The sequence below is a fragment of the Marinobacter sp. SS8-8 genome, assembly GCF_030540945.1.
Taxonomy (GTDB): domain Bacteria; phylum Pseudomonadota; class Gammaproteobacteria; order Pseudomonadales; family Oleiphilaceae; genus Marinobacter.
In genome coordinates this window covers 13,505-27,019 of sequence record NZ_JASSVN010000027.1, presented here as the reverse complement: position 1 = coordinate 27,019, position 13,515 = coordinate 13,505, and the positions used below count along the sequence as shown (strand labels likewise).

General features: G+C 58.5%; 15 protein-coding genes and 1 pseudogene. 9 read left to right on the top strand and 7 right to left on the bottom strand.

The window, feature by feature from the left end:
• Both QPL96_RS18285 and QPL96_RS18280 read right to left on the bottom strand, forming a co-directional pair.
• On the bottom strand, positions 1 to 718 hold a 718-nt coding region (locus tag QPL96_RS18285), incomplete at its 3' end, for a type VI secretion system Vgr family protein (RefSeq protein ID WP_303288724.1).
• Positions 719 to 915: 197 nt separating this feature from the next.
• Positions 916 to 1,599 carry a type 1 glutamine amidotransferase domain-containing protein gene (locus tag QPL96_RS18280; RefSeq protein WP_303288723.1) on the bottom strand — a complete coding sequence of 228 codons (684 nt, stop codon included), beginning with the start codon at positions 1,597 to 1,599 and terminating at the stop codon, positions 916 to 918.
• Positions 1,600 to 1,908: 309 nt separating this feature from the next.
• Here QPL96_RS18280 and QPL96_RS18275 point away from each other — a divergent pair, with 309 nt between their 5' ends.
• The gene (locus QPL96_RS18275) at positions 1,909 to 2,334 is read left to right on the top strand and encodes a hotdog fold thioesterase (RefSeq protein WP_117619222.1); all 426 of its coding nucleotides are present in this window, start codon (positions 1,909 to 1,911) and stop codon (positions 2,332 to 2,334) included.
• A gap of 141 nt (positions 2,335 to 2,475) precedes the next feature.
• A complete protein-coding gene (locus QPL96_RS18270) occupies positions 2,476 to 3,153 on the top strand; it encodes a hypothetical protein (protein WP_303288722.1) in 678 nt (225 codons plus the stop codon).
• 4 nt (positions 3,154 to 3,157) lie between these two features.
• On the opposite strand, the gene QPL96_RS18265 is transcribed toward QPL96_RS18270, so the two are convergent.
• Together QPL96_RS18265 and QPL96_RS18260 are read right to left on the bottom strand one after the other, a co-directional pair.
• The gene (locus tag QPL96_RS18265) at positions 3,158 to 3,889 is read right to left on the bottom strand and encodes a sulfite exporter TauE/SafE family protein (protein ID WP_303288721.1); all 732 of its coding nucleotides are present in this window, start codon (positions 3,887 to 3,889) and stop codon (positions 3,158 to 3,160) included.
• A gap of 31 nt (positions 3,890 to 3,920) precedes the next feature.
• Positions 3,921 to 4,064, bottom strand: coding sequence for a hypothetical protein (locus QPL96_RS18260; RefSeq protein WP_303288720.1), 144 nt, complete (start codon positions 4,062 to 4,064; stop codon positions 3,921 to 3,923).
• A 264-nt stretch (positions 4,065 to 4,328) separates the two neighbouring features.
• Here QPL96_RS18260 and QPL96_RS18255 point away from each other — a divergent pair, with 264 nt between their 5' ends.
• The 3 genes from QPL96_RS18255 to QPL96_RS18245 are packed head-to-tail and all read left to right on the top strand — an operon-like array spanning position 4,329 to position 6,205.
• Positions 4,329 to 4,922 carry an outer membrane beta-barrel protein gene (locus QPL96_RS18255; protein ID WP_303288719.1) on the top strand — a complete coding sequence of 198 codons (594 nt, stop codon included), beginning with the start codon at positions 4,329 to 4,331 and terminating at the stop codon, positions 4,920 to 4,922.
• A gap of 10 nt (positions 4,923 to 4,932) precedes the next feature.
• On the top strand, positions 4,933 to 5,142 hold the full coding sequence (locus QPL96_RS18250) for a DUF3565 domain-containing protein (protein WP_303288718.1): 210 nt from the start codon (positions 4,933 to 4,935) through the stop codon (positions 5,140 to 5,142).
• Between the two features lie 49 nt (positions 5,143 to 5,191).
• Entirely contained in the window at positions 5,192 to 6,205 is a 1,014-nt protein-coding gene (locus QPL96_RS18245) for a DUF2235 domain-containing protein (RefSeq protein ID WP_303288717.1), read from the top strand.
• A 67-nt stretch (positions 6,206 to 6,272) separates the two neighbouring features.
• On the opposite strand, the gene QPL96_RS18240 is transcribed toward QPL96_RS18245, so the two are convergent.
• Positions 6,273 to 7,625 (bottom strand): CHAD domain-containing protein, encoded by a 1,353-nt coding sequence (locus tag QPL96_RS18240; protein ID WP_303288716.1) that lies wholly within the window; start codon positions 7,623 to 7,625, stop codon positions 6,273 to 6,275.
• 223 nt (positions 7,626 to 7,848) lie between these two features.
• On the opposite strand from QPL96_RS18240, the gene QPL96_RS18235 reads away from it, so the two are divergent.
• The 4 genes and pseudogenes from QPL96_RS18235 to QPL96_RS18215 all read left to right on the top strand — a co-directional run bounded on the left by QPL96_RS18235 (position 7,849) and on the right by QPL96_RS18215 (position 11,656).
• On the top strand, positions 7,849 to 9,525 hold the full coding sequence (locus tag QPL96_RS18235; protein ID WP_303288715.1) for a methyl-accepting chemotaxis protein: 1,677 nt from the start codon (positions 7,849 to 7,851) through the stop codon (positions 9,523 to 9,525).
• A gap of 123 nt (positions 9,526 to 9,648) precedes the next feature.
• Positions 9,649 to 10,716 (top strand): TRAP transporter substrate-binding protein, encoded by a 1,068-nt coding sequence (locus QPL96_RS18230; protein ID WP_303288714.1) that lies wholly within the window; start codon positions 9,649 to 9,651, stop codon positions 10,714 to 10,716.
• 259 nt (positions 10,717 to 10,975) lie between these two features.
• Positions 10,976 to 11,281, top strand: a pseudogene (locus tag QPL96_RS18220) (antibiotic biosynthesis monooxygenase); the annotation flags it as partial.
• Positions 11,270 to 11,656 (top strand): thiol-disulfide oxidoreductase DCC family protein, encoded by a 387-nt coding sequence (locus tag QPL96_RS18215; RefSeq protein WP_303288725.1) that lies wholly within the window; start codon positions 11,270 to 11,272, stop codon positions 11,654 to 11,656. The pseudogene QPL96_RS18220 and the gene QPL96_RS18215, both read left to right, overlap by 12 nt.
• A 92-nt stretch (positions 11,657 to 11,748) precedes the next feature.
• Here the strand turns inward: QPL96_RS18215 and QPL96_RS18210 are convergent, their stop codons facing one another.
• Positions 11,749 to 12,192 carry a universal stress protein gene (locus QPL96_RS18210; RefSeq protein WP_303288712.1) on the bottom strand — a complete coding sequence of 148 codons (444 nt, stop codon included), beginning with the start codon at positions 12,190 to 12,192 and terminating at the stop codon, positions 11,749 to 11,751.
• A gap of 34 nt (positions 12,193 to 12,226) precedes the next feature.
• The gene (locus QPL96_RS18205) at positions 12,227 to 13,510 is read right to left on the bottom strand and encodes a TRAP transporter large permease (RefSeq protein WP_303288711.1); all 1,284 of its coding nucleotides are present in this window, start codon (positions 13,508 to 13,510) and stop codon (positions 12,227 to 12,229) included.
• Positions 13,511 to 13,515 lie beyond the last annotated feature (5 nt).

The window sequence follows — 13,515 nt, the reverse complement described above, 5'->3', positions numbered from 1 at the left end:
AGGCCGGATTCCTGAAGGTGTAGTCCTTCATGGCCACGGAGGCCACCCGCACCCGCTCCTCGTATCGGAAGCGATACACCACCGGGCGCCGGGTGCTGCCGCCCGCGTTGGCGTTGTACTCTGCCGGGGCGAGTTTCGGCGCATCGCCGTGGTGATCGGCGATGACCAGGGCCGGTTGAATCTCCCCGTCCACGCTGCCGTGTTCGTAGCGGTAGTGCCAGCCTTCCTCGGTGGCTAGACGTTCGAGGAAGGCCAGGTCACTTTCCCGGTGCTGCACACAGTATTCCCGCTCTTGCGGTGGGCGTTTGAGATCGAACACCGGATCGATAATGCCCCGTTCCTCCAGCAGGGTCCGCACGATGGTATCGGTGCTCTGGGTCTGGAAAATCCGGCTGTTGTGCATCAGGCCCAGACGCCAGAGCGGCGGCTGGATGACCAGTTCGTAGCGGGTGCGCCGGTGGCCGGAACCGCCCCGGGCGAATTCGCTGACCACGCCGGTAAACCGTCGAAGCGGCACGCCGTCCTGCCAGACGGCGAGATCGACCGGTTGTTCCAGAATGTCCGCAGCCTGAATCAACGGGTCGGCACTAGCCAGCTCAAGACAACCGTGAAACACCTCGGAAAGGCGCTCGGTCAGGGTAAAGCCAACCACTGAGAAAAGATCCGAAGGGAGTTCGCCAACACGGGCGGTAAACTGCAATCCACTTGCCTGGGGCATATCTTCAATCCCTGAAGGTATGGTGATGTCCTGTTTCCGGCAACCTTGTGCCAACCACATCCCTGGTTGAGCTACCGATTAACAACTGCGGGAAAAGTACCAGCACTGGTTCAGAAAATCCAGTGGTGAGGGCTGAAAATGGGGTCAGATGAAAAGTTCATCTGACCCCATTTTCATCTGACCCCAACTTCAACCGGTCAGCTATCCTGCAGGGCCTGCACGACGGCCTTCGCCGCCCCTTCGGAAGATGCCGGGTTCTGCCCGGTAATGAGCTTTCCATCCACGACTATGTGCGGTGCCCAGTCGTCGCCCCGGGTGTAGGTGGCGGTGTTTTCCTTCAGCATGTCTTCGAGCAGGAAGGGGACTATGCCGCTCAGGCCCACGGCCTCTTCCTCACTGTTGCTGAAGCCGGTCACTTCGCGGCCGCCAACAATGTTCTGGCCGGGCTTGATTTCCACGTTCTTGAACACGGCTGGCGCGTGGCATACGGCACCGATGACCTTGTCCTGCTGGTACGCAGTCTTGATCAGGGCTATGGATTTGTCATCGTTGACCAGGTCCCAGAGCGGGCCGTGGCCGCCGGGGTAGAAGATGGCGTCATAGTCGTTCATGTCCACATCGCTCAGCTTCCTGGTACTGGCCAGGGACTCCTTGGCGTGGGGATCTTCCTGGAAGCGCCGGGTGGTTTCGGTCAGTGCTTCTTCCACCTCGCTGTTGGGATCCACCGGTGGCTGGCCGCCTTTCGGCGAGGCAATGGTGATATCCGCGCCGGCATCCCGGAAAACATAGTAGGGCGCGGTGAACTCCTCGAGCCAGAAGCCGGTCTTGTGGCCGGTATCGCCCATCTGGTCATGGGAGGTGAGAACCATCAGAATTTTCATGGTGTCTGTCCTTTGTGTTGACGAATGAATGTCACTTATCAGCCGATCCGCTTCAAGACTTTGTGCCGCCTGAGTCTGATTTCAACCAGGGATACGCAAAGTCGGGGCCCACGGATCTTGGGCCGTCTTGACTGAAGTCGGGTGACCGCGCTGTCCGGGGTGGCGGGCGCAGTGCCTTAAGGGACCATTTCGCCGGACTCTGAGGTTAGTGTGGTTGGTCCATGGAAGGTTTGGTAGTTCGCATCCTATCTGTATAAACTGAATGCCCTGTTTCTAACCCTGTTCCTGATAAATGAGAGCTGCATCTGTATGGCAATCTGGACCCAGACCCCGAACCTCGAACACCTCGCCGAAGCCAGCGAAAGCACGGCTGTCAGCTACATGGGTATTGAGTACCTTGAAATCGGCGATGATTACATAAAAGGCCGCATGCCCGTTGATGAACGTACCGTTCAACCGTTTGGCATTCTCCACGGTGGCTCCTCGGTATTGCTGGCAGAAACCCTCGGCAGCATGGCCGCCAACTGTTGCCTGAAAGACCCGGAGACGGTCGCTGTGGGGCTGGGTATCAACGCGAACCACATCCGCCCGGTTACCAAAGGCTGGGTGTACGGCACGGCAAAGCCCATTCATATCGGCGGTACGACCCAGGTGTGGGAAATCCGGCTTGAGAACGAAGGAGGGAAAACCACCTGTATCTCCCGGCTGACGATGGCGGTAACCAGGCGCCCGTAATCGGTAGGCCGGATGTGGGTGTCGGTGCTTGCCAAATATGCCGATTGCAAAATCTGGTCGAATAATGTTCATTCAGTATGTTGTTGACCGATTTTGTTGGGTTGATCTCCGTTTGGTGGAGATGCGCCGGGGCCTCCTTCCATGGCAGACCATCGTTCAGTCCATCTCTGGTGGCTGGCACTTGCCGCCGGGCTTGTGCCGTTGCTTACTATCCACACCACCTTTGTGGTCTCGGTGCTGGAAGGGTACGTCGAGCTGTGCATGCCCTACTGGGACAGCTGCACCAGCATCAGCCGAACCGGCCGCCATGGCACCTCTTATTTCATCTTCAAGGGCACCATGTTGCCCGCGGCTTTGCTGGGGATTCTGTTCTGGTGGCTGAATAGCCGCTGGCTGCGCCAGCTGGGCGTTCATTCGGCCGGCGTTGCCTGGGTTCCCTGGCTGGGGCTGGTGGCCAGCCTATCCCTGGGCGCTTATACGCTGGCGCTGGGCCATGCCGGGGATGGTTTCAACCTGATCCGCCGGGTTGGTGTGGTTTTGTACTTTTCGCTCACGTTTATCTGCGAGCTGCTCGTCAGTGCCGGGCTGCGAGGCCATCCGCTCTGGAAACACACCGGCATGAGACTGCTGAACCTGTGCCAGTTGATTCTCGGTGTCGGCATTCTCTCGGTGGTCCTCAACGGCGTCGCGCCGGAGTTCTACAGCCGCAAGGATGATGCCTTGGAATGGATTCTCGCACTGCTGATCAACGCCCACGCTCTCTGGCTGGCGTTGCTGTGGCGAAAGAGCCGATTCCGGGTTCGGCTCTGGGCAGGGTAGATCCCTACAGGGAAAGCAGGCCGCGGATAAGGGCTGCGGTTCCCGCGATGGCTGCAATCGCGAGGATCACCGGGCGAAGCCCCTCGAAGGGCATGTGGTTCACCAGCTTGCCGGAGAGCCAGAAGCCCACCACAACCCCCGGGAAGGTCACCGCAAACAGAGCCAGCTCACGAGTGCCCAGGTAGCCGGAGGTGAGCAGTGCGGCCAGGCTGAATACGCTTGCAACGAGAAAGAACGCAGACATGTTTGCCCGCACCAGCGGGCCTTTTTCGTTCTGATAGATAAGTGCAATGGGCGGGCCACCGACGGCCGTGATCGTGCCCATATAGGTTGAGACGGCACCGGCCATCACACTATTGCGTGCGTTCAGGGCCGGTCTGAGCCCGCCAAGGCTGAGTGACACGCCTGCGAGAATCAGGATGCCGAAGATCAGCTCAAACCCCTTGGTGGAAATCACCAGCAACGTCAGTGCTGCCAGAACCGCGCCGGCAACCCCACCCCCGATGGCGAAGCGCAGCTCCCGAACCCGCAGGGCACCACGGTTACGGACCAGCATGAAGATGGTCAGCAGGGAGGCATTCAGTATCAGCGGGCCGGGCACGAACAGCGGGCTGATCAGGAACAGCAGCGGCGCCGCCAGGGTGCCAATGCCATAGCCGGCCACGCCCTGCAGGCAGGCGCCGGCGAGAACGGCCAGGTTGGCCAGAAGGATCTGTAACAGCGAGACATCCGTCAAAAGTCATCACCAGATAGATGAGGGTGAGGGTCTAGGTATGGCCGGCCCGGTACTCATCGACATCACGCACATTCAACAGCAGGTCCGCCTTCGTGATGGCATCGTCTGCCTGCTCAAGCGGAACTTCCTGAATTTCTTTCTTTGGGGCTTCTATGAGGTCGTGGGCTGTTTTCATGGGAGGGCTCCTGATGTGTCGGCGGTATTCTGCCGAGGTTAAGGTATTTCGCGCTTGTCCGTCATCCGGGATGCGCGCAGTTGACGGAAAAAACCGACGCTCACACAACTATCAATGAAGAACACGGAGTTCCGTTTGAATAATTTTCCTGCCCTGAACGTCAAATCTTGTTAAAGCTGCCCGATGATTGAACTCAGGTGTGTGGCTTCTCTGTACTATCCCGCCTGCAACTTCAAGATATTCACCAACACAAGGAAATTCAGGATGTTGAAGGCAGGAAAGGTAGCGTCTTTGGTGTTTGCAGGCGGCTCATTGCTGGCACTGGCCGGCACGGCAGCTGCGCAGGGAGGCTACGCAGGGATCTCTGTCGGGCAGGCACAGGTGAGCGACTTCTGTGATGATGTGGTTATCGAGTGTGATGACACCGCTCTGACAGGTCGAATCTACGCTGGCGGATTTTTTGACAAGTATCTGGCGTTCGAAGGTGGTTACCGTTATACCGACGACACCACCATTGAGGACAACACAGGCTCCATGGATGTTGGTTACCACATGTTCGACGGTTCCCTTCTGGTGTTTACGCCGGAGTTTGGCCCGGTTCGCCTGTTCGCAAAAGTGGGTGCGCAATTCTGGAGGCAGGACGGCAGTGTCACGATCAACGGTCTTGGCAGTGTCAGCGATAAAGAGAACGGTGTGTCTTTGCGCACCGGGGCCGGCGCCACCATTGATATCACTGACTCTTTCGGTCTTCGCCTGGAGTGGGACTATCTTCAGGATATTGGTGACGACAGCTCAGGAGTCCAGAACCTGAAATCCGATGTCCACATCTTCTCTGCAGGGCCGGAATTCCGGTTCTAAACTGGAGCTTATGAAACAACCCATCACCGGTTACCACAAAGACGAAGCAAATCACTGGGTCGCCCGGCTGGCGTGTGGCCACAATCAGCATGTGCGCCACACACCGCCCTGGGTGAACCGCCCGTGGGTGAAAACGGCAGAGGGCCGGGCGTCCATGCTGGGGTTTGAACTGGACTGCCGGAAATGTGACGAGGGCGCGCCGCCGGATGACCGGCCCTGAGCTATAATATGATCAGAATCTGATCATATTGCTGGCAAAGGAGTCTGCCATGGTTAAGCGCCTCGTTGTCTGTGCCGATGGCACATGGAACCGCCCGGAAGAAGATCTTCAGAAAGATGTTCCCACCAATGTGCTGAGAATGGCCAGAGCCATTCGCCCCCTGGCGGCCGATGGCCGGCCCCAGCATGTGTTTTATGACTGGGGCATTGGCTCTTATTACAACGCGGTGATGGGTGGGGTAACCGGGCAGGGTATTCACAAGAATATTATGGATGCCTACCGTTACATCGTTCAGAACTTCACGCCCGGCACCGACCTCTACCTGTTCGGCTTCAGCCGCGGAGCCTACACCGTGCGCTCCCTCTGCGGCCTGATCAACAACTGCGGCATTCTCAAGCGGCCCGATGCCCGGCTGATCCAGCAGGCGTTTGATCATTACAAGAAAACCGGAGATGCCTGGAAGCCGTCCGGCGCCAAATCCGTGGCGTTCCGGAATGCCCACAGCCATGAGTCCCGGGAGATCCGCTTTGTGGGCGCCTGGGATACGGTGGGCGCCCTGGGTGTGCCCTTCTCACTGATGGGGCTGTTTGACCGCAAGGACGAGTTTTACGACACCAAGCTGGGAAGTAATGTGCGTATTGCCCGCCATGCCCTGGCCATTGATGAGCGCCGGGAGGATTTCGAACCCACGCTCTGGGAGCCCCGGGACAAGCTGGATCTGCAACAGGTGTGGTTTGCCGGTTCCCACAGTGATATCGGCGGTGGTTACCCGGCAGACGATCAGGGGCTGCTGGCGTCCGACAGCGCCCTGGAATGGATGGTTGGGCAGGCCAGGAGCGCCGGCCTGGATATCGAGGACCACCTGCCCGCCGGTATCAATCCCAGCGCCAGGGCCAGACTGCACAACTCGCGGCGCCATATTTTCCGGTTTTCAACGCCTCTGGTTCGCAACCTGAAACCGGACAATGTCGAGACTACCATTCACCCGTCCGTGGCCGAGCGCTGGCGGTTGGACACGGATTACCGGCCGCCAAATCTGCAGCAGATAGGGTTTGCCGGCTAGGCTGCCTTGTTATTGCCTATAGCGCAGGCGGGTGAGCAGAGCTTCGCGGCTGGAAAACCTGGTGCTGTCATAACGGGGCCGCATTGAGCCCTCCAAGGGCCAGAATCTGTTTTCGGGCGCCTGCTTTGCGATCTTCCAGGGTTTGTAGGATGCCGGTGATCACTGCCGGGACAACCTCCGGCGCCGCTTGCTGAAACTGCCCCAGCAATTCAATCTGCACATGCAGGTCCTGGAAGCGGCCATAGAGCTGCTGCCAGGCTTTCAGGGTTTTCAGATCGCCTTTCCAGGTTTTTGCATCCAGCTCCATCAGGTATCGGATGCGTTTAAGCTGCTTGCGCGAACGGTGGATATCCTCATCCGGCGAGGTGTGCATCAGCTCAGCGGTATGCCTGTTGAAATCCTTGGTGCGACGCTCCACGGCCTTTCGGATGTCTTTGGGGCTGAGTGTTCCGGCCAGTTTGTGGAACTTCCGGGAATCGATCAGGTTTTGCCAGTGGTCCATGCTGTCGTGGTAGCGTTTGCTGCCCAGGCGCTTCACCAGTCTGTTGTGTTTGCTGGCGGCTTCGCTCTCGAACCAGGCCCGTAAGGCCAACTGAATTTCACGGTTGTCGCCGCAAAGTCCCGGCAAGTCCTGCAGGAATACATGAAGATCTCTTAACGGCCCGGTGGCGCTGGCGTGGCGCTTCAGGGTTTTCACCGCCTTCACCAGCGCCTTGTCGCCGGTTACTTCCTGAACCGATTCGGCGATGGCCCGGCTGCGGCGAATGGCGATGCGGTACTGGTGCAGGAACTCGTCGTCCAGGCCCAGAATGACACCCTGTTCCAGCTGCCGCAGGCGTGTTAACTGATGGTGGAGTGCGGCGGGGATGTCTCTGGCCGGGTCGTCACCATCGGTATTGGCTTTCTTTTTCTGCTTTCGCGAGAAGTGGGCGTAGCTGAAGTCCGGCGGCGTCAGCAGGGCCACGAGTTTGCCTTTGCCCCGGTCAAGCTGGTGCCAGTGTTTGATCGGCAGCCGGATGTGAATAAAGCTGGCGGTGGGTAGCTGTTCCGGCGGTCGTTTCAACAGCCACTGGGCCAGTTCGAGTAAGGCGGGGTTATGGCCCACGAGCACAACCCGGGATTGGTCATCCCGTTGCTGAAGCCAGCAGAGCAGGCGCCGGTAGTCGCAGGTGTAGAGTTCACTGAGGCTGTGGCGTCGTCCTGGCGGGACATTGTCAGGCAAGACGCCGTCCAGGGTGGCCAGGGCCCGCGCGGCGTCGCTGCTGACTATGCCGCCGTCGAAGGCACCGGCGGATTGCAGCGCCTTTGCCAGCGGTGCGAGCTGGCTTTTCCCCCGGGCATTGAGCGGGCGATCCCGGTCGCCCAGCCCTTCACCGGCCCAGCTTGATTTGGCATGGCGTACAAGGAACAGGTGCTTCATTGGCCGGCCTTCGAGGTGGTTCTTTAGTCCAGGAATTCCTCAAGATGTTCAGGTTACTGCCGATACCTTAGTCATCTGAAAGTAAATTGCGAATAACAGTTTAGCCATGGAAACGGGGGCTGCGCCATGAGTTCCTGAAGGCTGTCTTAACAAACTGGAACAGATCTGGCTGGAGGGTCTGTGGATAATTCGCCACAAGAACAAATCCCTGGGAGCGGGCACGATGACATTTCTGAGTCACCTGACAATACGAACACGTTTGCTGGCAGCCGTACTGGTGCCGGTTCTGATTACGGCCGGCACCCTGGCCTGGATTACCGCAAGCCAGATTCAGGAAAACGCGGAAGAGGAACTCAAACGCCTTGAGGCCAGCCTTCTGCAAGCCCGGAAGGCCGGCCTTCGGAGCCTGATCGATGCCGCCAAAGCGGTGGTTCTGGAGGCCAAGAACGATCCGTCCCTGAGCGAAGATCAAGCGAAAGAGGCAGCGGCAGCTCGCCTGCGCTCAATCCGTTTCGATGAAACCAACTATGTGTTCGCCTACACCCGCAATGTGTATAACCTGGCCTATGCCCCGGACCCGTCCAAGGAGGGGCCGACCAGTAACCCCACCCTGAAACGGCTGGTGGGTGATCTTTTTGATGCCGCCGAGAGCAATGGCTTTTACGGTTATGAATGGATAAACCCGGCCTCCGGCAACGAAGAGCCCAAGCTGTCCTATTCCACCGTCATCCCGGACTGGGACTGGATGATCGGTGCTGGCGTGTACATCACCGATATCGAACGGGAACTGGCAGCCGCGCGGCAGGAGATGGATAGGGGTATGTCGGCAACCCTCGGCTTCATCCTGCTGGTCACGGCAATGGTTGTGGTGATCGCGCTGGTGATCGGGATCTTCGTTGGCCGGAGCGTAACCACGCCGCTGAAGCGTGTCAGTAACATAATGCGGGAAATTGCCGATGGTGAAGGTGATCTTCGCCAGCGTCTGCCGGATGAGGGCAAAGATGAGCTGGCCGAGCTGGGCCGACGGTTCAATGCCTTTGTGGTCAAGATCCAGAACACCATGCGGGAAGTGGGCGCTACCACCGATCAGGTGGCCTCGGCCGCGGAAGAGCTGAGCCGTGTTGCGAATGAAACCCGGGCATCGGTGCAGGAGCAGGGCTCGGAGACAGATCAGATCGCTTCCGCCATTAATGAAATGGCGGCGACGATTCAGCAGATTTCCGGCAATGCCAACGAGGTCGAGAGTGCTGCATCAGACGCGGACCGTATGGCCCGGGAGGGTGGTGAAACCATCAGTAGCGCCCAGGGTGCGGTAAACCAGCTGTCGGAAGAGATTCAGGATACTGCGAAGATTATTGATGCGCTGGCTGAAAAATCTGATGATATTCAGCAGGTTCTGGATGTTATTCACGCGGTGACCGAGCAGACCAATCTGCTGGCCCTGAACGCCGCTATCGAGGCAGCCCGAGCCGGTGAGCATGGCCGTGGTTTTTCGGTGGTGGCCGACGAAGTACGCCAGCTTGCCAGGCGTAGTGCCGAATCCGCCGACCAGATTCGCGAGATGATTGACGGTTTCGTTACGGAATCCAAGGCCTCCGTTGAGCGCATGAACACATCACGGAAGCGCTCGACCGAAACGGTCGAACGGATCAATCACGCAACCGACGCCCTGAACACGATCAAGACCTCTGTCGGCCAGATTCATGATCAGGTCACCCAGATTGCCACGGCGGCTGAGCAGCAGAGCCAGGTTGCCGAAGAGATCAATCAGAACGTGGTCCGGATTGTGGATGCTGCGCAGCGTAGCGATACCGGTGTGACCCAGACCAACGAAGCCAGCCACGAACTGGCGCGCCTGGGCGAGAGCCTTCGTGAGCTGGTGGGCCAGTTCAAGGTCTGATATCTGCTCACCGTATTTCGCTGACTGACGGCTTCGCGGATTGGCGGAACACCGTGAGCAAGCTATGATGGAGGCGTAACAGAAATACCTGTTTCCATGCCAACAATAACGGAAGCCAACACAATGACAATCCGGAAAACACTGCTTGCGGTCGTCGCTGCCGCAGCCACTGTCTTCAGCGTGTCCTCGGTTGCCGAGGAAACCTTCACGTTGCGCCTTGCGCAAACCTGGGGTCCCAACTCTCCGATTCTGGGGGAAACCGTTCAGAACATGGCGGATATGGCGGAAGCCATGTCGGCTGGCCGGCTGGAAATCCGCATCGATCCGTCCAACAAGCACAAGGCCCCGTTTGGAATTTTTGACCTGGTGCGCAACGGCCAGTACGACATGGGGCATACCGCGTCCTATTACTACAAGGGCACTATCCCCAATGCCATGTATTTCACCACCATTCCGTTCGGGCTGATTGCCCCTGAAATGTACGCCTGGTTCTATTATGGTGGCGGCATGGAACTCATGCAGAAAGTCTATGAGCCCTACGGCCTGTTGTCGTTCCCAGGCGGCAACACCGGTAACCAGATGGGTGGCTGGTTCCGCAAGGAGATCAACTCCCTGGAAGACCTGAAAGGCCTGAAGATGCGCACGCCGGGGTTTGCCGGCGAGGTGATGGCAGAGCTGGGTGTGGCGGTAACCAACATTCCGCCGGGTGAACTTTACAGCTCGCTGGAGCGCGGCACCATTGATGCGGTGGAGTGGGTTGGCCCGGCCCTGGATTTCCAGATGGGCTTCCACCAGATCGCCAAGTACTACTACTCCGGCTGGCAGGAGCCGGGTGCGGAAGTCCAGTTCCTGATTAATCAGAAAACCTGGAACAAACTCCCGAAAGATCTTCAGGAGATCCTGAGAGTCGCCATGCGCACTGCGGCTTACGACATGTATATCCAGAGCACCCATGAAAGCGGTGTCGCCTGGGATCGCATGAAGGAAGACTACCCCGATGTCACCCACAAGGTGTTCCCACCGGAAGTCATCGAGGCATTGCGTAATACCACCAACAAGCTGCTGACTGAAGCGGCTGAAAAGGATGAGCTGGCGAAGGAGATCATTGACTCCCAGCGCGATTACCTCCGGCAGGTTCGTCAGTGGACTAACATCTCCGATAAGGCTTATCTTAACAGCGTAGCTGAATAGCGAGCCCTGCATTATGCCCTGTTTCCCCACATTGTCGGTGTTCGACAATGTGGCCCATGGCCGGACAATGGGGAAGCGCCCGAAGAATGAGATTTGCCAGAGGGCATCATCGCCTGGCTGGACAGTTTCGTGATTCCGAAGAATTCCAAAAACCCGGAGGCCGCACACGAGTTCATCCGCTTTGTGTTGCAGCCTCCCGGCTCTTGTTCTCGGTGGACAATCTGCTGAATCAGCAAAACCCATGAAGCCGGGAGGTCTTATGAAATTTATTTTCGAAGTGCATATCCGGGAAGGTCACACCGCCGAGGAGTACGCGGACGCCTGGGTCCGGGCCAGTAAAATCATCCAGCAGGCACCGGGTGCCCGGGGTACCGAGCTGCACCGCAAGATCGGCGACCCCGACACCCTGATTGCGATTGCCTCCTGGGAAAGCAAAAAACAGCGAGACGCCATGGAAGGGCAGCATAATTCGGAAGTGGCCGCCATCATCCGCAGCGCGGCGCCCTTTGTGGAGATCAGGCCCATCGGTGAGTTCGAGGAGCCGGAATGGGTTGTGAGCCCCCCCGTGACAGAGCCAGGCAACATCATCCGGGTTTTCTATGATGGCGCCTGTCCCAGTTGCCGCCGAGACCGGCGCCAGTATGAACGCCTGGCGGGCCGTGCCGCGGATCAGGTGGAATGGGTCGACATTACCGGGCGGGATGAGGAGTTGAAGGCCAAAGGGATCGACCCGAAAACGGCGCTTCAGGAACTGCATGTGGAGGACCAGCACGGTGGTATCCACAGTGAGCTGGACGCCTATGTTCTGTTAATGTCCCGGGCGCCAGTGCTCAAACCCCTGGCCTGGCTGATCAGTCTGCCGTTGGTTCGACCGCTGCTGCGCCGGCTCTATCATCGCATGGTCACAAGGCGGCTTGAGCGCACCGGCCGGATGCCCTGATACTGGCCTCCGGCTTTTCCAGTGAGTATTTATCATCAGGGCCGGCCAGTAAAAAAGGCAGGTGCGCCTTCCTGATGCCTCTGTTTGATCTCTCAGACGATCAGCACCGGGCACTTGGCATGGGATGCAACACGGTGCGACACACTGCCCAGGAACATGCCATCCTTGTCACTGTTGGTGCCCTGGGCGCCCACGACAATCAGGTCGGCTTCCTTATCCTGGGCGAATCGGGTGATCACCTTTGACGGGCGACCCGCCTTCACAAACCCACGCACTTTGGTGGCACCCTGCTCCCTGGCCAGTTCCTTGGCGTCATTGACCACGTCCCTGGCGAAGTCTGACAGCGCCTTGTCCGGAATGTCCATGCCCGCTGGCCGCCCACGTGAGAGCGAGGCCTCGAACAGGCTGTGGTGCTTGTACACGCAGAGGATGTAGATCTCGGCTTCGGGAATGAGCTTCTGAAGATCTATGGCCTTGTTGAGCGCTTTCAGAGACGTTTTCGATCCGTCCACCGCTACCAGAATCCGTTTGAACATGAGTGTGTCTCCCTGTGGTTTCCTTTAGCCTGGCCTAGCGATAAGCCAGGTCACGCAGGAACAGAGCGATTTGCGGAAAGATGATGATCAGCGCAGCGGCCGCGAACAGTATGATAATGAACGGCGGCGTACCCCGGATCACCTCCCAGTAGGGACGTTTGAAAATCGCGATGGCGGTGAAGATGTCAACACCGAACGGCGGCGTGGCCGAGCCAATGGCCACTTGCAGGGTAATCAGAACCCCAACAAGCACAGGGTCCAGCCCGGTGGACTGGATGGCCGGCGCGAAGATGGGGGTTAGCACCAGGATCACCACAATCGGGTCGACAAACATGCAGGCAATAAAGAATGAGATGCTGATAGCGATCAGCACACCAACCGGCCCGGCGTCATTGACGCCGACCGCCTCAAGGATGGCTTGCGGGATCTGGGCGAACGAGATAATCCAGGAGAAACCGGTGCCCGCGGCCACCAGAATAAAGACCACCGCGGTAATCAGGCCGGTGGATTTGGCAATCCTCCAGATGTCCGCGATCTTCAGTGAGCGGAAGATAATGAATTCCAGAATCAGCGCATAGAGCACACATACAGCGGCCGCCTCGGTCGGGCTGAAGATGCCGCCGTAGATGCCACCGACAATAATGACCGGAAAACCCAGCGGCCAGAGCGCGTCCCGTGTGGCCACTGCCCGCTCTTTCCAACCGGCCTTGTCTTCCGTCGGCAGCTTGTTCACATGGGCATAAATCAGGCAGTAGATGGAGAACATGACGAGAATCAGCAGGCCTGGGCCGATACCCGCGATGAACAGCTCGGCGATGGATGTCTCCGCGACCACGCCATAGATAATCATGCCGATGCTGGGTGGGATCAGGAAGGCAATGTCACTGGCGTTGATGATCAGTGCCAGTGTGAAGGAGTCGGAGTAGCCCGCTTTCAACAGTTTGGGACGCAGTGGAGAGCCGACAGCGACCACGGTGGCCTGGGTTGAGCCGGACACCGCGCCAAAGAGGGTGCAGGAGGTAGCGGTGCTGATGGCGAGGCCGCCCTTGATGTGGCCGATAAAGGACATGACCATGTGAATCAGACGGTCCGCCGACTGGCCCCGGGTCATGATGTCTGCAGCGAGAATAAACATGGGAACCGCAATGAGCGAAGCGGGCCGGATACCACCCATCATCTGCTGGATCAGGGTTTCCATCTGGCTGAGGCCGCCGAAACTCATTATGAAACCGACGATCGCAGCGACGATCAGGGGGATCATCATCGGGAAGCCGAGCAGCAGCAGCACGAGCATGATAAGCATCAGAGTGGTCGCCATGAGCG

Coding starts and splice junctions, on each gene's coding strand:
- QPL96_RS18275 (WP_117619222.1), top strand. CDS start 1,909: ATGGCAATCTGGACCCAGACCCCGAACCTCGAACACCTCGCCGAAGCC.
- QPL96_RS18245 (WP_303288717.1), top strand. CDS start 5,192: ATGGTTAAGCGCCTCGTTGTCTGTGCCGATGGCACATGGAACCGCCCG.
- QPL96_RS18260 (WP_303288720.1), bottom strand. CDS start 4,064: ATGAAAACAGCCCACGACCTCATAGAAGCCCCAAAGAAAGAAATTCAG.
- QPL96_RS18235 (WP_303288715.1), top strand. CDS start 7,849: ATGACATTTCTGAGTCACCTGACAATACGAACACGTTTGCTGGCAGCC.
- QPL96_RS18210 (WP_303288712.1), bottom strand. CDS start 12,192: ATGTTCAAACGGATTCTGGTAGCGGTGGACGGATCGAAAACGTCTCTG.
- QPL96_RS18280 (WP_303288723.1), bottom strand. CDS start 1,599: ATGAAAATTCTGATGGTTCTCACCTCCCATGACCAGATGGGCGATACC.
- QPL96_RS18270 (WP_303288722.1), top strand. CDS start 2,476: ATGGCAGACCATCGTTCAGTCCATCTCTGGTGGCTGGCACTTGCCGCC.
- QPL96_RS18255 (WP_303288719.1), top strand. CDS start 4,329: ATGTTGAAGGCAGGAAAGGTAGCGTCTTTGGTGTTTGCAGGCGGCTCA.
- QPL96_RS18250 (WP_303288718.1), top strand. CDS start 4,933: ATGAAACAACCCATCACCGGTTACCACAAAGACGAAGCAAATCACTGG.
- QPL96_RS18205 (WP_303288711.1), bottom strand. CDS start 13,510: ATGGCGACCACTCTGATGCTTATCATGCTCGTGCTGCTGCTGCTCGGC.
- QPL96_RS18230 (WP_303288714.1), top strand. CDS start 9,649: ATGACAATCCGGAAAACACTGCTTGCGGTCGTCGCTGCCGCAGCCACT.
- QPL96_RS18240 (WP_303288716.1), bottom strand. CDS start 7,625: ATGAAGCACCTGTTCCTTGTACGCCATGCCAAATCAAGCTGGGCCGGT.